This window comes from Nocardia amikacinitolerans NBRC 108937 (assembly GCF_001612615.1).
GTDB lineage: Bacteria > Actinomycetota > Actinomycetes > Mycobacteriales > Mycobacteriaceae > Nocardia > Nocardia amikacinitolerans.
The window spans coordinates 17091-36452 of sequence record NZ_BDAU01000027.1; the positions used below are offsets into that span (position 1 = coordinate 17091).

The following is a 19362-nucleotide window of genomic DNA, read 5'->3' on the forward strand; positions in this document are numbered from 1 at the left end:
GGCGAAGGAGCGGTACTTCGTGACCGACGCAGCGCGCGATGTGCCAGGCCTCGCGCCGGACGAAGCGCTTTCGGCGCCGGAGAGTGCCGACTACGTCTCCTGCGACCGCGGACCGAAGGAGCCTCGATGATGCTGGCCGCCGGAGTGATCGCCCTCGCGGTGGGCACCTACGCCTTCCGCTGGGCCGGACCCGCCTTGCGCAGCCGCGTTCGCTTTCCGGAACGCGCGCGCCAACTGCTGGAGATCGGCGCGGTCGTACTGTTGGCCGCGCTGGTCGCCGTGACGACCCTGCCCTTCGGCACGGGGCATGTCGGCGTCGCGCTGCCCGCCGGGGTGGTGGCCGGCGGAATCCTCGCGTGGCGGCGCAGTCCCCTGCTCGTGGTGATCCTGGCCGCCGCGGCGACCACCGCCGTGCTGCGGCTCATCGGAGTTTCCTGAGTCGCCGTAAGGGCTCGGCGTTCAGCTCGGCAGTAGCGGGATGCTGCCCGCGCGGCGGCGGGCGACCGAACCGTAGCGGGCGTCGAGGCGCAGCCAGGTGGGGGTGGCGCGGACGCGCACGATCTCGGCGGGCGGAATGCGGCGAGCTTCGGCCTTCTCACCGGAGTGCGGGATGAAATCCATTGCGGTGAGCGCGAAGACGACCCGCATCGGGACCTCCACCCGGGTGTCGGCGGCCGAGACGGTCAGCACGGTCTGGTCGAGCAGCGAGGCGGGCGGACCGTGCTGGCTGCCGTGTTCCTTGGCCAATTCCGCTCCGCGCTCTGCCAATTCGACGAGGGTGCGGGCGGGCACATCGTCGACGTGCGCGAACCCGTCGATGGGCGGAAGCGCGCCGCGCCAGGCCGAGTCCATCGAATAACCCAAATCGATCGGACTGCCCGACGCCAGTCCGGCCAGCACCAAGTCGGCGCCGACGGTGACATCGTCGACGCCGAGTTCGGCGACCACCGTCCGCACCGCGAGCGCCTCGAAACCCGTAGCGACCCAGGCCGATACGTACCGCTCGCCACGGCGGCGCAGGCGCACCACCGCGGCTTGGTCCAGCCGGACCGCCCTGCTCAGGAACGTGGCGAGGTTCTCGCGTTCGGCCGGATCGGAAACGTGCAGCACCCGCTGCTCTGCCATCACAACCGTTCTGTCGTCGCGGGACCGGCGATCAGGTCGCGGTCACTTGTCCATCCACCCGGCCAGGTACTCGCGCTCCGGATCGGTCAGGCGGCGCAGCCGCTGGGTGTCGATGTCGAACGCCGCGAGCTGGGTGGTGGCGAGCACGGCGGGCGGCGAGTCGGGCGCCGCGCCGTTGGCCCGCACCTCGTAGCCGACCGTGAAATCGACCGCGCGCAACTGCTCGATCCACATCGCGATATCGAGCGGGGTGTCCTCATGACGCAGCTGCCCGCGGTAGCGCACGCGCAGATCCGCGAGCACACAGCCGGACCGCAGCGCGGAGGTCGGGCGGCCTTCCTCGAACAGCCACGGGATACGCGCCTCTTCCAGCAGGGTCACCATCCTGGCGTGGTTGACGTGCTGGAACACGTCCATGTCGGACCACCGGATCTCGACCTTGGCGTGAAAACGCTTGGGCAGCAGCACGGAACTCCCGTGGCCCTTCCCGTTACCGTTCAATGAATTCGTCACTGTGGTACCTCCGGTGGACGCCCAGTCACCCACCAGGACGCACACGCTGCGGCGTCGCAACAGGCAGACGAGGCGAGATCGTGGGTCTGGAAAATCCGACAACACCGACACTGCGATCCGGGACGCACCCGGATCGAGACCGATCTTCGCCGTCCAGTATCGCAATGTCGGCCCGAGTGGTCCTGTCGGGGGCCGTGCATTGCGCTTTAGCGCGGCACCTCCGATTGCGCGCCGACACCGCTGACCATGCTGCGCACCTGCCGTGCCGCCACGGACAACGTCGCCAGATCGTGGGCGCCGCTTTCGAACAACTCCGACAGCGCCGCCCGCGCGCGGCCCAGCCTGGACTGGTTCTTCGACTCCCAGTAGGCGATCTTCTCGTCGGCGGTCTCCTCCGGCTCACCGGCGGAGAGCACGTCCAAGGTGAGTGAGCGCAGCGAACCGTACATGTCGTCGCGCAGCGCCAGCCTGGCCAGCGCGTGCCACCGGTCCCCGCGCTCGAGGTGACTCACCGCCTGGAGCAGCCAATCGATCTTGAGATGGTCGTTCAGCGCGTAGTACAGCGCGCCGACCTCCTCGCCGTCACGATCGGTGATGTCGGCGATGTCGAGCACGTCGAGCAGCGGGAACAGCGTCAGCAGGCCGAACACCTCGGTCGCCAGGTCGGTCGGTGCGCCGCGCGCGATCAACTCCGCGGACTGATCGGTCAGCGTCGCCACGTGGTGGCCGCGCAGCCAGCCAGGGACCTTCGAGGCCAGCTCGCGCACGCCCCTGCTGTAGCGGTTGATCTCGGCGCCGACGGCGATCGGCTGCGGGCGGTTGCTGAGCAGCCATCGCGAGGCGCGGTCGAGGGTGCGTTTGGTCTCCAGCTCCAGTTCGTCGCGCACGGAGATGGGGATGTCGGCCGAGCGGATCCGCGCCCACATGGCATGCAGGTCGAAGATCTCGGTGGTCGCGGCGAAGGCGCGCACCGCGTCGGCGGTCGTCGCGCCCACCTCTTCGATCAGCCGGAACGCGTAGCTGATCCCGCCGTAGTCCACCATCTCGTTCGCGATCATCGTGGTGACGATCTCGCGGCGCAGCCGGTGCTTCTTGATGGCGCTGCCGAAACGGTCCCGCAGCGGCGTCGGGAAGTACTCCGGAAGGCGGGCAGCGAAGTAGGCCATGTCCGGCAGATCGGAGTCGAGCAGATCGGCCTTGAGCGAAAGCTTCACGTGCGCCATGAGATTGGCCAGTTCCGGCGAGCACAGGCCAGCGCCGTCCTCTTGACGGCGCTTCATCTCGGCGTCGGAGGGCAGCGCCTCGAGTTCGCGGTCCAGGCCGCGACGCTGTTCGAGGTCGTCGATGAGCCGCATGTTGACGTTCATCATGCGCGGCGCCTCGAAACGCGACATGCCCATCAGGAAGTTCTGGGACACGTTGTCGCGCAGCACCATTCGGGCGACCTCGTCGGTCATCGAGGCGAGCAGCGGGTTGCGCTCCTCCTCGGGCAGCAGTCCGCTGCTGACCACGCCGTCGAGCAGCACCTTGATGTTGACCTCGTGGTCGGAGCAGTCCACGCCCGCGGAGTTGTCCAGCGCGTCGGTGTTCATCTTGCCGCCGTTGCGGGTGAACTCGATGCGGCCGAGCGCGGTGGCGCCGAGGTTGCCGCCCTCGCCGATCACCCTGACCCGCAACTGGTTTCCGTTGACGCGCACCGGGTCGTTGGACTTGTCGCCGACGTCGGCGTTGGATTCGGTGCTCGCCTTGATGTAGGTGCCGATGCCGCCGTTCCACAGCAGCTGCGCGGGCGCGAGCAGGATCGCGCGCACCAGTTCCGGCGGCGACAGGGATTCCACGTTCTCGCCGAGGCCGAGCGCGACCCGCGCCTGCGGGCTGATCGGCACGGACTTCACCGTGCGATCCCAGACGCCGCCACCCGCGCTGATCAGCGAGGTGTCGTAGTCGGCCCAGGAGGACCGCGGCAACGCGAACATGCGCTGCCGCTCGCGGAACGAACGGGCGGCGTCCGGATTCGGATCGAGGAAGATGTGCCGGTGGTCGAAGGCCGCGACCAGGCGAATGTGCTCGGACAGCAGCATGCCGTTGCCGAAGACGTCGCCGCTCATGTCGCCGATGCCGACCACGGTGAAGTCCTCGGTCTGGGTATCGATGTCCATCTCGCGGAAGTGCCGCTTCACGCTTTCCCACGCGCCCTTGGCCGTAATGCCCATGGCCTTGTGGTCGTACCCCGCCGAGCCGCCGGAGGCGAACGCGTCGCCGAGCCAGAACCCGTAGCTCTTGGCCACGTCGTTGGCGATGTCGGAGAACGTCGCGGTGCCCTTGTCGGCGGCGACCACCAGGTAGGTGTCGTCGCCGTCGCGGCGCACCACCCGTGCGGGCGGCAGCACCCGGCCGGTGGCCAGGTCGACATTGTCGGTGATGTCGAGCAGACCGGAGATGAAGGTGCGGTAGCAGGCGACGCCCTCCGTGCCGAGCGCCTGCCGGTCGGCGCCCGGATCGCCGGTCGAGGCGGGCGGGCGTTTCACCACGAATCCGCCCTTGGCGCCGACCGGGACGATCACCGCGTTCTTCACCGCCTGCGCCTTCACCAGACCCAGGATCTCGGTGCGGAAGTCCTCCAGGCGGTCCGACCAGCGCAAGCCGCCGCGCGCGACCGGACCGAAGCGCAGGTGCACGCCCTCGACCCGCGGCGAGTACACGAAGATCTCGAACTGCGGTCGCGGCTTGGGCAATTCGGCGATCTCGCGCGGCTCGACCTTCATCGAGACGTAGTCGCGCGACCTGCCCTCGACGTCGGTCACGTAGTAGTTGGTGCGCAACGTCGCCTTGACGAGGCCGAGGATGGCCCGCAGGATGCGGTCCGCGTCCAGGCTCACCACCTCGTCGATGCGGGCGCGCAGCATGGTCTCCAGTTCGGCGGCGCGCTCGGCCGAGGCGGTGTCCGGATCGAACCGCGCGGTGAACAGGTCGACGAACAACCGCGCCGCGTCCGGGTAGGTCAGCAGCACCCTGGTGATGTTGGCCTGGCTGTACGGGAAACCGGCCTGCTGCAGGTATTTCGCGTAGGTGCGCAGGATCGACACGGCACGCCACGGCAGCCGTGCGCGCAGCACCAGCTCGTTGAGGCCGTCGGCCTCGGCGCGGTCGTACCAGACCGCCTCGAAGGCGTCGGTGAAGCGTTCGCGCAGGCCGCGCACCTCGGCCTCCAGCGCGTCGGCCCGCGCCGGGGACTCCAGCAGTTCGGCGTCCAGATCGCGGTCGAGCGAGCTGCGCAGCAGTTCGGGGCGGGCCAGCAGACCGAAGTCGTAGATCCAGCGCTCCACGCTCGGGCCGCCAGCCTTGGCCGGGTCCAGCTGGATCTGATACGGCCGCTCGTCGACCACCTCGACGCCGAGGCTCTGCAGCACGGGAAGCACCTGGCTCAGCGAGACGCCGGTGCCGCCGATGTAGAGGGTGAAGCGCCACGAGCCGGGCGCCGACTCCGGCTTGCGGTAGAGATGCTGGGCGATGGCGCCCTCTGCCAAGCGCTCCAGCCTGCCGATGTCGCGCAGGGCGCGGCCCGGACTGAAGTCCTGCTTGTATCCCTCGGGGAAGGCCGAGGCGTAGCGCTGCACCAAGGCGGGATCGAGCACCGTCGAGGTGCTCACCTCGTCGTTGAGGTGGTCGTCCCAGGTGTTGCTGGCCTCGGCGAGCAGGCGCTGGATGCGCAACCGATTGGCTTCGGAGGTGTCGACGACGGCGGGCGCCTCGCTGGGCACGGTCGGAGTGGTGAACCCGACGTCGGGCATCCGCACCGTGAAATACACACTGGCGAGCTCGCTTTCGCTCACCCGCGCGGAGTAGTCGATGGAGACGCCCCCCAGCTCGCGGACCAGGATGTCCTGCATCTCCAGCCGCACCCGGGTGGTGTAGCGATCGCGCGGCAGGTAGACCAGGCAGGCCACGAACCGGCCGTAGGTGTCCAGCCGCATGAACAGGCGAACCTGGCGGCGCAGGCCGACATTGAGCACGGCGAGCGCGGTACGCCGCATGGTCTCGGTGTCGGAGGAGAACAATTCGGTGCGCGGGAACGACTGGATGACCTCGAGCATGGCCTGGCCGGAGAACGAGTCCAGGTCGAATCCGCTCTCCTCGATCACCGCGCGCACCTGGCGGCCGATCACCGGGATGTCGAGGACGTTCTCGTGCACCGCCGTCACGGTGAAGACACCGATGAACAGGTGCTCGCCGATGATCGCGCCGGACTCGTCGAAATCGGCGACGCCGACGAAATAGGGGTACACCGAGCGGTGCACGGTGGCGGGCACCAGACCCTGGGTCAACATCAGCAACGGCCGATCGGCGCCGTTGACCGGAACGTGGAAGTCGGTGCCGACATCAGGACGCAGCACGCCGAGGCAGGTGCCGGGCAGCGGATTCGACACGGTCTTGTCGCCCTCGGTACTCAGGCGATAGCGGGCGAATCCGAGGACAGTGAAATTGCCCTCGCCCAGCCAGCGAAGCAGATTGGCGCAGTCGGTCAGTTCGGTCGCGGAGAACGGCGCGGCGCCGGTCTTCGCCGCCCGTTCCAAATGGTCGGCCAGATCGCTCTGGACTTGCTTGATGGCCTCGGTGTCGCCGATGACCTGCCGCACGTCGGCGATCACGTCCGGCATGGAATGTTCGATGCGCTCGAGCTGGGTGCGGCTGGTCGAGGGGTGCAGTTGCAGGTGCATCCAGGACTCGCGCAGCGCCATCCCGCCGTTGGCGTCGACCTCGTGCGGCACCGCCCTGGTCAGCCGTCCGTCGTCGTCGCGCTCGACCTCGAAGATCGGATGGATGACCTCGCTGACGCTCACCCCGATCCGGCTCAGCGAGGAGGTGATCGACTCGACCAGCAGCGACATATCGTCGGTCACGACCTGGACCGCGGCGCCCAACCCCGAACCGTCGTCCGGGTGATAGACCCGGACGAGAGCGCGACCGGCCTGGCGTGTCATCGCCAATTCCAGGTGCCGCCGGAAGATCTGGGTGATACCCGTGATCGCACAGTCCACATCGCCCGCGTCGACGTGGCGGAAATACGCCTCCTCGAGGGTCGCGAGATCACCGCGCAGCGACTGCGGCAAACTCGCGGCCCACGCCGCACTGGACAATTCGGACGAGACCGTCATTTTTTCGCCAACTCCCTCGGATTCGGTTCCGCAACAAAGTGACGCCGGTCCGAGAGTAGCTGTGCCGTGCTGACGCGGAGGTGAATTCCCTTCCAAATGCAGGGTGTTCACCGATACCGTGCGTTCGCCGATGAATTGCCGAGGTCGATCTCTCGGCACAGCACCCGATCGGACCGGCAAACGTCACGTAGACGCGATCGCGGTGGGAAGGACCCATTGTCCGGACAGCGCCTGCGCATGCACGGTTCCTACCTTAGCCAGTTTTGGGCTGCGATAGGGCCGACCGTATTTCCTTCGATGGAGCGACCGCCCGCGGGTGTTTCTCCGCAATTCCTTCGGCGAAGCGGCCTTGCGACGGGGCGATGCGCGCGGCGATCGCCCCGTCGGCGGGTATTGCTCAGTCGCGGGTGAGCTTGCGGTGCGTCACCCGGTGCGGACGGGCCGCCTCCGGACCGAGGCGCTCGATCTTGTTGGCCTCGTACGCTTCGAAGTTGCCCTCGAACCAGAACCACTTGGCCTCGTTATCCGAATCGCCCTCCCACGCGAGGATGTGCGTGCAGGTGCGGTCCAGGAACCAGCGGTCGTGGGAGATGACCACGGCGCAGCCGGGGAACTGCTCCAGCGCGTTCTCCAGCGAACCGAGGGTTTCCACGTCGAGGTCGTTGGTCGGCTCGTCGAGCAGGATCAGGTTGCCGCCCTGCTTGAGGGTCATCGCCAGGTTCAGGCGGTTGCGCTCACCGCCGGAGAGCACACCGGCAGGCTTCTGCTGGTCCGGGCCCTTGAAACCGAACGCGCTGACGTACGCGCGCGAGGGCATCTCCTGGTTGCCGACCTGGATGAAGTCCAGGCCCTCGGAAACCACCTGCCAGACGTTCTTCGTCGGGTCGATGCCCGCGCGGTTCTGGTCGACGTAGCTCAGCTTGACCGTCTCGCCGACCTTCACCTCGCCGCTGTCGGGCTGCTCCAGCCCGACGATGGTCTTGAACAGGGTGGTCTTACCGACACCGTTCGGACCGATGACACCGACAATGCCGTTGCGCGGCAAGGTGAACGACAGATCCTTGATGAGCTGACGCTCGCCGAAGCCCTTGTCCAGGTGCGAGACCTCGACGACCACATTGCCCAGTCGGGGGCCATGCGGGATCTGGATCTCCTCGAAGTCCAACTTCCGCATCTTCTCGGCCTCGGCCGCCATCTCCTCGTACCTGCCGAGGCGAGCCTTGTTCTTGGCTTGGCGGGCCTTGGCGCCGGAACGCACCCACGCGAGCTCTTCCTTCAGCCGCTTCTGCAGCTTCTGGTCCTTCTTGCCCTGCACCTCGAGGCGCTCGGCCTTCTTCTCCAGGTAGGTGGAGTAGTTGCCCTCGTACGGGTAGGCCCGGCCGCGGTCGAGCTCGAGGATCCAGCCCGCGACGTTGTCCAGGAAGTACCGGTCGTGGGTGACGGCCAGCACGGCGCCCTGGTACTGGGCCAGATGCTGTTCGAGCCACAGCACCGACTCGGCGTCGAGGTGGTTGGTCGGCTCGTCGAGCAGCAGCAGGTCGGGCTTGCTCAGCAGCAGCTTGCACAACGCGACGCGGCGACGCTCACCACCGGAGAGGTTGGTGACCGGCTCGTCCGGCGGCGGGCAGCGCAGCGCGTCCATGGCCTGCTCGAGCTGGGAGTCCACGTCCCACGCGTCGGCGTGGTCCAGGTACTCCTGCAGCTTGCCCATCTCCTCCATGAGCTCGTCGGAGTAGTCGGTGGCCATGAGTTCGGCGATCTCGTTGAAGCGATCGAGCTTCACCTTGACCTCGCCGAGGCCCTCCTCGACGTTGCCTCGAACGGTCTTCTCCTCGTTCAACGGCGGCTCCTGCTGAAGGATGCCGACCGTCGCGCCCGGCGCGAGGAACGCGTCGCCGTTGTTGGGCTGGTCCAGTCCGGCCATGATCTTCAGCACGCTGGATTTACCGGCGCCGTTGGGGCCGACGACGCCGATCTTGGCGCCGGGAAGGAAGTTCAAGGTGACATCGTCGAGCACGACTTTGTCGCCGTGCGCCTTGCGAACCTTCTTCATTTGGTAGATGAACTCAGCCATATGCGGAAGCCTATCGGTCTCGGGAACAGTGGAACGAAGCAGAGCCACTCACGGCACGCGGGCATCCTCGCGCCGGATTCACCGTGCTCGCGCCCGACGTTCTGCGGGCAGGATCAGGCGTCGACGGGCTCGGGTGCGGCACTTCCGGAAGGTACGGAAGCCACGGTCGCGGCACTGTCCCCCAATTCCTCGCCGACGCGTGCACGATTTTCAGCGCTGGATCCGATACAAGTATTCCGCATCAACGCCGTGGGCCCGCCGCCGGTCTCCGATCGGCGGCTCACTTGCGCCGTGCATCGGGACAGATCGGGGCCGACGGCGGTGGCCCGCATCTCCAGATCGCGCCGCTCGACGCCGTCCTTGGTCCGGTACTCGTGCGAGCGCAGCTGCCCGTAGACGAGTACCGGGTCGCCGCGCCGCAGCGACGCGTCCACGCCGCCGACCAGCCGCCGCCAGCAGCTGATTGTGAGATACAAGGTCCCGTTGTCCACCCATTCACCGGACGCGAAGTCCAGCCTGCGCGAGTTGCTCGCCATCCGGAAGGTGAGCACCTGTTCGCCGTTGCTCAGGTCCCGCTTGACCGGGTTGGTCACCACCGTGCCGACCACCGTGGCCATCGCTTCGTACATGATTTTCGCCCCTTCACCTATCGGACCCGGGCCGGACGCTCCGGGTGTCTCCTCCCCGCCGAGCGAGGGCCTAACCAGCCTCGCCCGCGCACGGGGTGTGAAGGAACCCCCTCTTTCGCGCTGTGGACAACTCGGTCCGCCGCATGTGGACAGCCACCGCTTCGCACTCGCCGCCGCCCGGAGCGTCGACCCTTACCCGCCCGCGCCGACCACCGCGGACGCGCTCAACGGCAACTCGACCACACTCGTCCCTGCGGACACCGTGAACTCACCCGGCTCGATCCGCCAACCCCCATCCCAATGCTCGAAAGACCGCCGCGGCACCGTGATTCGCACCGGAACCGACGCTCCCGCCTCCGCGAATACGGTCGAGAACCCGGCCAGCCACCGCACCGGTCGCTCGATCACCGAGTCGGGACGGGACAGATACACCTGAACCACCTGCTTGCCGGCCCGCGCGCCGGTGTTGCGCGCGGTCAGTGACACCTCCACCGACCCGTCCGCCGCCGGAGCCGACACCGCGAGATCCGCGAGTTCCCAAGTGGTGTAACCGAGTCCGTGCCCGAACGGGTAGGCCGGTGTCACGCCGGCGCGCAACCAAGCGCGGTAGCCGATGTGGATGCCTTCGGTGTAGCGCAGCACGCCGTCCACGGGCGTGGTCGACAGCACGGGCACGTCCGCCTCAGCGGCGGGCCAGGTGGTGGGCAACCTGCCACCGGGTTCGGCGCGCCCGAGCAGCACGTCGGCCAGCGCGTGGCCGATCTCCTGGCCGCCGAACCAGGTCAGCAGCAGCGCCGAGACCTCGTCGCGCCAGGGCAGCAGCACCGGTCCGCCGGAATTCACCACCACCACGGTGCGCGGATTGGCGGCCGCCACCGCGCGCACCAGATCGTCCTGCGCGCCCGGCAGCGCCAGGGTGGTGCGGTCGAAGCCCTCGGACTCGGTCTGCGAGCTGGTACCGACCACGACGACGGCGGCATCGGCGGCCCCCGCCAGCGCCGCGGCGTCGGCGATCGCGTCCGCGGGATCGGTGTGCGCCGCCTCGGTACCCACGGTGATCGCGACCAGACCCAATGCGGCGCCGTCGTTTTCGAGCTGCTGGCGCACGGTGATCGAGATCGGCCCCGCACCGTCGGCGGCCACCGGCACCGACGCGACGTCCGGGGTGAGCAGCGCGGCGCCAAGCGCGTCACCACTGCCCCCGAGCACGGTGTTGATGACCGCGGCGCCGTCGATCTCCATCCGTATCCGGCCCACCCCGGCGACGCCGAGCCGCGCCGCCGCGGCCTCGTCGGCGCCCGGCCGGTATTCGGTGCTCAGCTCCAGCATGGCCGCGCCCGCGGGCACGGTGCCCAGGTAGACCAGCTGCGCGGCGCGCCGCAGCTCGCTCAGCAGCTCGTTGCCGTCTGCGTCGAGGAAGCGGGCGCGCAACCCGGGTTCGCGAGTCCGCGGATCGGTCATCGATGTCAGCGGGAGCGGATGGATGCCGGTCTGGACCGGCACGCCGGGATGCACGGTGATGGACGCGTCCGGCAGCGCGGCGCGCAGACCGTCCACGGGGCTGATGGTCTGGGCGGGAACCACCGTCGCGCTGCCGCCGCCCTGCGTGCGTGGCCAGATCGCCGCCTCGCCGATCACGGCGATGGAACCGGGACCCGAACTCGGCCACGGCAATTCGCCGCTGTTGCGCAGCAACACCATCCCGGCCGCCGCGACTTCGCGAGCGAGTTCCCTACCCTCGCGATCGGAGATGTCGGCCTCGGCTTTCCCGTTCGTTTCCGGTTCCGGCGCAATGGGCTCGCGCACCGCGACGTGTCCGTGCGACGCGATCGCGGCGGTGTCGAAACCGTTGTCGCGCAACGCGGTATCCGACAGATCCAGCGCGCCGACACGCTGGGCAAGCCGCAGCAATCGCAGCACCTTGGCGTCGATCGCGGCCTCCGGCACCGCTCCGGCCCGCACCGCCGCAACCAGTTGCGGGCCCCACGGACCCACCGGGCCCGGCATCACCAGATCCTGGTCCGCGTTGGCCGAGGCCTCGGTGCTGCGCACCGCCACCCAGTCCGACACCACGAGGCCGTCGAAACCCCACTCGGTGCGCAACGGCGTCGTCAGCAACGGGTTCTCCGACATGGTGACGCCGCGAACGGAGTTGTACGCCGACATCACCAGCCACGCGCCCGCCCGCACCGCCGCTTCGAACGGCGCGAGATAGAGCTCGCGCAGCGCGCGGTCGTCCAGCTCGACGTCGGCGGTGTAGCGCTCGGTCTCGAAGTCGTTGGCCACGTAGTGTTTCGGGGTCGCGGCGATGCCGTGTTCCTGCACCGAGCGGACGTAAGCCGCCGCCAATTCACCCGTCAGCAAAGAATCTTCGGAGTAGGCCTCGAAGTGCCTGCCGCCCAACGGACTGCGGTGCAGGTTGATCGTCGGGCCGAGCACCACATCGACGCCCTTGCGCTTGGCCTCGGCGGCCGACGCGGCGCCGTAGCGGCGGGCCATGTCGAGGTCCCAGGTCGCCGCGAGTGCGGTCGCCGAGGGCAGGTTGAGCGACGGGTCGCGCTCGTCCCAGACCGGGCCGCGCACGCCCGAAGGCCCATCGGAGAGCATCATCGACCGCAGCCCGATCGCGGGCTCGGCCACGGTCGACCAGATGTCCGCGCCGGTCAGCAGCCGCACCTTCTGCTCCAGATGCAGCGCGCCGACCAGCGCGCGCAGGGCTTCGTCCACCGTGTCGAGCATCAGCGCTCCTCCTCGGATCGTCGGCCGGGTCCCGCGTCTTTCGACAATCTACGCGTCGGCGCGTCGCGCGCGACCGACCTCGACGGCGCGGGTCAAGGCGCTCCGAGGAAGGTCGGCCCACGGCTGATCCGCTTGCGGGCGGATCAGCGGCCAGCGAGCCGACTCACAGCGCGCCGAGGTCGGTGTTGGCGCCGCAGAGCACGACGACCGGCCGCTCCCCCGGCGCGGGCGTGTACGCGCCGCTCTGGATCGCGGCCAGCGCGCTGGCGCCCGCCAGCTCGACGACGATCCGGAATTCGCGCCACAGGTACTCGCGGGCCGCGGTGATCGCCTCCTCGGTGACCAGCAGCGAGGGCACGTCGTAGCGCCGCGCGATGTCGAGGGCGATCTCGCCGACCCGGGTCGCGCCGAGCAAGTCCAATCCGACGCCGGGGCCGCCGACGTCGACCGTCCGATTGGCGAGCAATGCCGCGTGCAGCGCGGGCATGCCGACCGGCTCGACGCCAACCACCTGCTGACGGCGACCGAGCGCCGCGGCGATGCCCGCGACAAGTCCGCCGCCGCCGACCGCGACGAGCACCGGCGGCTTGCCGCGCACCTGGTCTTCGAGTTCCAGGCCGACCACCCCGGCGCCCGCGACCACGGCGGGCAGGTCGTAGGCGTGCAGCTGCAACGCGCCGCGTTCGGCCGCCAGCTCGGTGGCATGCCGGGCAGCCTCCGCGTAAGTCGTTCCGTGCCAGAGCACTTCGGCACCGTGCGACCACATCGCCGCCACCTTGGTGTGCGGCGCGGATTCCGGCACCACCACCGTGCATGCCTTGCCCAGCCAGGCGGCGGCCAGCGCGGCGGCGATGCCCGCGTTGCCCGCGGAGGCGATGACCACCTGATCGGTCCGCGCGGTCGAGGTGAGCAGCGCGTTGAGCGTGCCTCGGACCTTGAAAGTGCCGCCGTGCTGGAGGTATTCGAGCTTCAGCGTGACCGGCACCGGACCGGTCGGACCGGCCACCGACGTGTGGAAGACCGGCGTCTTCCTGATCCGCCCCAGCGTCCGGCGGCGCGCGGCGCGCACATCGGAGCGATACACCCGTCGGCAGTCTTCGGCCACCGCGACCGCACCCCTGTCGTTACCTGTCAAGACCGCACTCCGCGGTCGCACAACCGGGCCGAACCCGGCGGCGCGGCCTCACTCACTTACGCACCTCTCCGTCACGTTTCGCCAGTTCGGCGAACATGGCATTGTGGGCGGCCAGCTCCGCGTCGTTGTCGCGATCGGCGGCGCGGTCGATGCGCTTGGCAGTCCGTTCGTCGCTGCGCGACCACTGAATCAGCAGCGCCAGCATCACCACGACCAACGGCACCTCGCCGCTCGCCCAGGCAAGGCTACCGCCGGTGCGCTGATCGCCGAGCAGGTCGCTGTTCCAGCCCAGGTCGAGGCTGCGGAAGAACCAGCCGCCCATGACCGTCGTCATGCTCATCAGCGCGACGCCGAAGAACGCGTGGAACGGCAGCGAGCCGAACACCATGCCCAGCTTGGTGAGCGGTTCCACCTGGCGCGGTTTCGGATCGATGCCGATCACGACCCAGTAGAAGAGGTAGCCGCTGAGCAGGAAGTGGAGGTTCATCAGCAGGTGCGCGGCGTGCGAGTCGACGAAGGTGTCGTAGATGCCGCCCATGTACAGCGCGTAGAAGCCTGCGACGAAGATCACCGACGCCACGATCGGATGGGTCAGGAAACGGGACACCGGATTGTGCACGGCGGCCAGAATCCATTCGCGCGGCCCCGGCACGCCGGTGCGTCCGGCGGGTGGCAGCGCGCGCAACGCCAACGTCACCGCGCCGCCGAGGGCGAACAGAATCGGCGCGAGCATGGACAGCGCCATGTGCTGGCCCATGTGCACGCTGAACACCGCGGGCGAGTACCGCCCGACCCCCGACGACGTCGCGAGCAGCAGCAGCGCGCAGGCCGACAGCCACGCGATGGTCCGGCCGACCGGCCACGAATCGCCGCGGTTGCGCAATCGCCGCACGCCGAGCAGGTACACCACCGCCAGCACGATCGCCGCCGTGCCGAAGATCAGGTCGAAGCGCCAGTCGAACAGCAGCCGCGCGACCGTCGGCGGGCCTGCGAGGTCGTAGCCGAGCTCGACCTCGGCGGGCGTCGGAACGGTCGCGGGCGGTGGCGGCGGAGTGCGGCCGAGACCGACAGCCAGACCCATGGTGGCCGCGAAGACCAGCGCCTCGACCGCGCCGAAACGCAGCAGCGCGGAGCGGTCGCGCGGGTTCGCCGCGAGGGCGGGCACGGTCGCGCGGCGCTGGAACCAGCCGATGACACCGAGCACGAGCAACGCCGCCGCTTTCGCGAGGACAAGCCGCCCGTAGGTGCTGGTGAACAGCTCGTCGAACGGCACACGGACCCACGAGTTGATCACGCCGCTGACGCCGATCACCACGAACGCGATGGTCGCCAGGAACGAGAACCGGCGAACCGCGACATCGGTGTGCGCGCCGGAGCGCATCGCGTGCGCGAGCACGGCGAACAGACCGCCCACCCAGACCGCCGCCGACACCAAGTGCAGGATCAGGCTGTTGGTCGCGACGTCGTGCGAGCCACCCGATGACGAGTGGCCGGTCAGCGCGAGCGGCATCATGGTCACGATCGCGCCGCCGAACAGCAGCGGCGTCCAACCCCAGCGCAGCGCGAGGCGGCAACCGATCGCGACGATCAGCGCGAACACCACCGTGGTCCGCCAGGCCTCGGCGAGCTCCACCTGTGCGATGGCGCGCCACAGCTGTTCCGGACGCCAGATGTCGCTGGCGGGCTGACCCGTTGTGTCCGACACCGTCAGCGGGACGAGCAGCGCGGCGCAGCACGCCCAGATCACCGCGAAATTCGACGCCCGCCGCAGCGCGCGATACCCACCCACATCCAGCAACCCGTCGGACTGCGGCGGTACCAGGAACGCGGCGAACAACAGCGAGCCGACGGTCAGCGCCGCGAACAGATCGGCCAGCGCGCGGAGCGCGGGCAGACCGTAGGTGGTCAGCGGGCCGGGATCCGGAATGCCGAGCAGACTCAGGGCCTGCGCCGCCGAGAGACCGACGACCAGCGCCGCGACGACGGCAGCGATGGCTCCCGCGAACGCGGTCACGGCGGCGAAACCGCGCGCCGCATCCGCCCGCGGGACGTCCGGCTCAGCGGGTGCGAGGGTCGGGTCCTGCGGTGACGACATACGACTCAGCGTAGTTGGGTGCGTACCCCTGGGTTCGCTCCGGCCATGCTCGCGGCTGTCCACTGGCGTCGCCCGGCAACGCGCGCTACGTGTGTCTCCGCGGCGAAGCTCGGCGCACGTTCGCCAGGCGTCGCCCGTCCAACGCTCGCTACTTGTGTCTCCGCGCAGCGACGCTCGGCGCACGTTCGCCAGGCGTCGCCCGTGCAACGCGCGCTACGTGTGTCTCCGCGGCGAAGCTCGGCGCACGTTCGCCAGGCCGATGAACCATCGAACCGCTGCCCCGCGAATTTCGCCCGGCCCGCGCCGCGAAGCGCGTATAAGGTAGGCGCGGATCAGGGAGGTGAGATGTCGGTCGTGCTGATTGCCGTGGTGGCGCTGTTCTTCGCCGCCATGGGCGTATACGGACTGCTTCGCCCGAGTCAGCTGGCCGACACCGTCGGCCTGCTCGCCGATCGGGCCGACGCGCACGCCGAGGTGCGCGCGGTCTACGGCGGCTTCGGCATCGCGGTGGCGGTGGTCCTCGGCCTGGCCGCCGCCGATATCGGCGACCTCAGATTCGGCGTGTGCGTGGCGGTGGCCGCCGCGTTGGGCGGGATGGCGTTCGGCCGGATCTGGTCGTCGTTCACCGGGCGCGCGTCCGCCTTCTATCCCGTCTGGTTCTACTTCGTCGTCGAAGTGACCTTGGCCACCCTGCTCGGCGTCGCTGTCCTGCTCGACTGAGGTAGACGGAATGTTGCTGACGGTAAGAATCTAGTTTCCTGGACGGTCGCTATACTTTCCGTGCTGGACAGCACGGCCAATGTCGGCCATGGTGGAAACCGCTGCCTCCGTAGCTCAGTTGGATAGAGCAAGGGCCTTCTAATCCCTAGGTCGCAGGTTCGATTCCTGCCGGGGGCGCTCACGTGGGCACCCTGTGGCCCGCACGCCGATGTGGGTCACAGGGTTGTTACCCGAACCGCGCGGCGGTCAAACAAGGACACTCGTCCACAGCCAGGAACTGTCGTCGGCGCTCGATCTGCGGCGGATCGCCGCTCTGTGGACACCGACGCCGAGGCGTTGGACACCGTGACCGGTGTGAGTTCGGCTTCTCCCGTTCGAGCAGCATCGCGCCACCGCGCGGATCCGCAGTAGTCACGTGGGATTCATTCGTGCACCCGGCGTGGGGAGCGCCCCACAGCCCGGGGCATCCGAGTCTCCGTTGACAGGCAAGTGAAGACTTGCCTATTGTCGGCCTGTGGGCGATATCTTCAAGGCCCTCGCCGATCCGACCCGGCGGACCATTCTCGACGAGCTGACCGAGCACGACGGTCAGACGCTGTTCGAACTCTGTGTCCGCCTGACGAGTCGACATCAGCTGAGCCTGAGCCGACAGGGCGTATCGCAGCATCTGGCCGTGCTGGAGGAGGCCGGGCTGATCACTACGCGCAAGCAGGGGCGGTACAAGTTCCACCACATCGACACCACTCCCTTGGCCGCCATCCTCGAGCGGTGGCCGGTCACCAGGAAAGGACCAACGCCGTGAGGATCTACATCACCAGCGTGTTCGTCGACGACCAACAGAAGGCCCTCGACTTCTACACCGACGTGCTCGGCTTCACCAAGAAGCACGACATTCCGCTCGGCGAGGCCCGGTGGTTGACGGTGGTCTCACCGGAGGACCCCGAGGGCGCGGAACTCCTGCTGGAGCCGGACAAGCACCCCGCGGTCGGGCCGTACAAGGAAGGCCTTGTCGCCGACGGCATTCCGGCCGCCTCGTTCCAGGTCAGCGACGTGCGGGCGGAGTACGAGCGACTGCGCGGGCTCGGGGTCACGTTCACGCAGGAACCGCTGGAGGCGGGGCCGGTGACCACGGCGGTTTTCGACGACACCTGCGGGAACCTGATCCAGATCGTCACCCCGGCCTGACGTTTCGTCGCACGTCTCACCCGCGCCGGGGCGTGACCGCCGGTCGGCGATGACCGTACACAGCCCTCGGGAGGTGCCGCCGCACCCGGCGGCACCTGGACCCAGCTTCGCTTCAGCCGACGGCAGGCCTCCGCGGACGCCGGGCTGGTGTGCCGCTGATCGTGTGTCGGATCAGCGTGGCTCGGCCGCGGCGCGCACGGGATCGGGGAGGGCGACGGCATCCGGGCGCTGGTCGAGCCGGAAGACGCACTTCGTCCCGGTGTAGATGCTCGGCATGCAAAGGTTGCAGTGGGTGCATGCCGATCGGGCCGCTTCGTCGGATTGGATGCGGCGCAGCAGGTTCGGCTCGCGCAGCAGGGCGCGGCCCATGGCGACGAACTCGAAACCCTCCCGCATGGCCAACCGCATGGTGTCGAGGTTGGTGATGCCGCCGAGCAGGATCAGCGGCATGGCGAGTTCGCGGCGGAACTGCCGGGCCCGTTCGAGGAGGTACGCCTCGCGGTAGGGGTACTCGCGCAGGAAGCCACGACCGACCATGCGGAAGCCCCAGCGAGCCGGTCCGGGAAGGACTTTCGCGAATTCGTGGCGGGGTGCGTCGCCGTGGAACAGCAGCATCGGGTTGAGCAGGGAACTTCCGGCCGTCAGTTCCAAGGCGTCCAGCGCGCCGTCCGCCTCCAGCCACGCGGCGACCTGGAGCGATTCCGGCACCGTGAGGCCGCCGCGGACCCCGTCCTCCATGTTCAGCTTCGCCGTCACCGCGAGGCGGCCGCCAATGGCTTCGGCCACCGCGCAAGCGATTTCGCGGACGAACCGGGCACGGTTGGCCGCCGACCCGCCGTAGCGGTCCTTCCGCCGGTTCAGCAGCGGGCTCAGGAAGGAGCTCGCCAGATAGTTGTGCCCGAAGTGGATTTCCACCGCGTCGAATCCCGCTCGCTCGGCCAATCTCGCGGCGTCCGCGTGGGCTGTGACGAGCTCGCGAATCTGGGACTCGTCGGGCACTTTCATCGGCCGCATGCCGAGCGGGCTGAACATGCGGCTCGGCGCGAGCGCGGGCAACCGGTTGGAGGCGGCGTTGGCCACCGGTCCGGCATGCCCGATCTGCGCGCACGCCGCCGCGCCCTCGGCGTGCACCGCGTCGGTCAACCTGCGCAGTCCCGGCAGCGCGTCCTCGCGCATCCAGATCTGGTGCCGATCGGTGCGACCGCCCGGCGCTACCGCGCAGTAGGCCACGGTGGTCATGCCGACACCGCCCGCCGCGGTCTCGCGGTGGAAGTCGATGAGTTCGTCGGTGACCAGGGCGTCGGGCGTGCGCCCTTCGAAGGTCGCGGCCTTGATCACCCTGTTACGCAAGGTTATCGGGCCAAGCGTGGCAGGTGCGAATACCTCGGTCATCGCGAACCTCCTTCCGGCGCGGCGAGTCCGGCGACCACGAAGTCCCGCAAGGTGGCGACCGCGGATGCCGACAGGTCCCGGTCTCCCGCACCGAACGACATGATGATGAGGTCGAAAGCAAACGACCAGCGTCGCCTGCTTTCCGGCTCCGCGAGTTCGGGAAGCAGGCCCACCCACGAGTCCATCCGGAACCACGGCTGCTGCCACAACAGAGGATGGCGGCCGAGCACCAACTGGGCGAGCAGGCGCAGGTGCAGGCGGCCCGCCGGATCGGCGGCGAGTTCGACGAACGGCTCGATCACCGCGTCGACGATCTCGGACACCGAACCGCGCTCGGCGCTCACCGCGGCGAGGCGGTCGGCCCACAGCGGTCCGAGGCGCTCCTCGAGCAGCGCCACGACCAGGGCTTCCTTCGATCCGAAGTGGTAGTGCACGGCGGCGGGGTTGGCGCCCGCCTCCACGCAGATCGCCCGTACCGACACGTCCTCGTAGCGGTCGGTCAGCAACAAACGCTCGGCCGCGGCGAGCAGCCGTTCGCGAGTGACCGCGGAAACTTTCTGAGCCATGGAGGGAGTCAACCACGTTTCAATCGTCGATTC

The 19362-nt window shown here is 68.9% G+C and carries 14 protein-coding genes and 1 tRNA gene; 5 read left to right on the top strand and 10 right to left on the bottom strand.

Going from position 1 to position 19362, the window contains the following annotated elements:
* Positions 1-126: 126 nt before the first annotated feature.
* Complete coding sequence (locus tag NAM01S_RS20190) at positions 127-438, top strand: AzlD domain-containing protein (RefSeq protein WP_067787533.1); 312 nt, start codon at positions 127-129, stop codon at positions 436-438.
* A 21-nt stretch (positions 439-459) separates the two neighbouring features.
* Here NAM01S_RS20190 and NAM01S_RS20195 read toward each other — a convergent pair whose 3' ends face one another.
* From NAM01S_RS20195 to NAM01S_RS20230, 8 genes are all read right to left on the bottom strand, one after another.
* Positions 460-1125, bottom strand: coding sequence for a DUF8185 domain-containing protein (locus NAM01S_RS20195; protein ID WP_067787534.1), 666 nt, complete (start codon positions 1123-1125; stop codon positions 460-462).
* A 42-nt stretch (positions 1126-1167) separates the two neighbouring features.
* Complete coding sequence (locus NAM01S_RS20200; RefSeq protein WP_342747026.1) at positions 1168-1626, bottom strand: acyl-CoA thioesterase; 459 nt, start codon at positions 1624-1626, stop codon at positions 1168-1170.
* A 218-nt stretch (positions 1627-1844) separates the two neighbouring features.
* Complete coding sequence (locus tag NAM01S_RS20205) at positions 1845-6794, bottom strand: NAD-glutamate dehydrogenase (RefSeq protein WP_067787537.1); 4950 nt, start codon at positions 6792-6794, stop codon at positions 1845-1847.
* Positions 6795-7191: 397 nt separating this feature from the next.
* Positions 7192-8868 (bottom strand): energy-dependent translational throttle protein EttA, encoded by a 1677-nt coding sequence (ettA, locus tag NAM01S_RS20210; protein ID WP_067787538.1) that lies wholly within the window; start codon positions 8866-8868, stop codon positions 7192-7194.
* A 113-nt stretch (positions 8869-8981) separates the two neighbouring features.
* Positions 8982-9497 (bottom strand): single-stranded DNA-binding protein, encoded by a 516-nt coding sequence (locus NAM01S_RS20215; RefSeq protein ID WP_084483112.1) that lies wholly within the window; start codon positions 9495-9497, stop codon positions 8982-8984.
* Between the two features lie 192 nt (positions 9498-9689).
* Entirely contained in the window at positions 9690-12236 is a 2547-nt protein-coding gene (locus NAM01S_RS20220; protein ID WP_067787540.1) for a beta-glucosidase family protein, read from the bottom strand.
* Positions 12237-12399: 163 nt separating this feature from the next.
* The gene (locus tag NAM01S_RS20225; protein ID WP_253798958.1) at positions 12400-13371 is read right to left on the bottom strand and encodes a serine/threonine dehydratase; all 972 of its coding nucleotides are present in this window, start codon (positions 13369-13371) and stop codon (positions 12400-12402) included.
* A 52-nt stretch (positions 13372-13423) separates the two neighbouring features.
* A complete protein-coding gene (locus NAM01S_RS20230; protein WP_067787548.1) occupies positions 13424-15466 on the bottom strand; it encodes a bifunctional copper resistance protein CopD/cytochrome c oxidase assembly protein in 2043 nt (680 codons plus the stop codon).
* A 345-nt stretch (positions 15467-15811) separates the two neighbouring features.
* On the opposite strand from NAM01S_RS20230, the gene NAM01S_RS20235 reads away from it, so the two are divergent.
* The 4 genes from NAM01S_RS20235 to NAM01S_RS20250 all read left to right on the top strand — a co-directional run bounded on the left by NAM01S_RS20235 (position 15812) and on the right by NAM01S_RS20250 (position 17371).
* On the top strand, positions 15812-16186 hold the full coding sequence (locus NAM01S_RS20235) for a DUF4345 family protein (RefSeq protein WP_067787549.1): 375 nt from the start codon (positions 15812-15814) through the stop codon (positions 16184-16186).
* 103 nt (positions 16187-16289) lie between these two features.
* Positions 16290-16363, top strand: a tRNA-Arg gene (locus NAM01S_RS20240).
* Between the two features lie 337 nt (positions 16364-16700).
* Complete coding sequence (locus tag NAM01S_RS20245) at positions 16701-16988, top strand: ArsR/SmtB family transcription factor (protein ID WP_067787550.1); 288 nt, start codon at positions 16701-16703, stop codon at positions 16986-16988.
* Complete coding sequence (locus NAM01S_RS20250) at positions 16985-17371, top strand: VOC family protein (protein WP_067787571.1); 387 nt, start codon at positions 16985-16987, stop codon at positions 17369-17371. The genes NAM01S_RS20245 and NAM01S_RS20250 overlap by 4 nt, the downstream gene beginning before the upstream one ends.
* Before the next feature lie 171 nt (positions 17372-17542).
* Here NAM01S_RS20250 and NAM01S_RS20255 read toward each other — a convergent pair whose 3' ends face one another.
* Entirely contained in the window at positions 17543-18763 is a 1221-nt protein-coding gene (locus tag NAM01S_RS20255; protein WP_067787551.1) for an NADH:flavin oxidoreductase, read from the bottom strand.
* Positions 18760-19329, bottom strand: coding sequence for a TetR family transcriptional regulator (locus NAM01S_RS20260; protein WP_067787553.1), 570 nt, complete (start codon positions 19327-19329; stop codon positions 18760-18762). The genes NAM01S_RS20255 and NAM01S_RS20260 overlap by 4 nt, the downstream gene beginning before the upstream one ends.
* Positions 19330-19362: the final 33 nt, after the last annotated feature.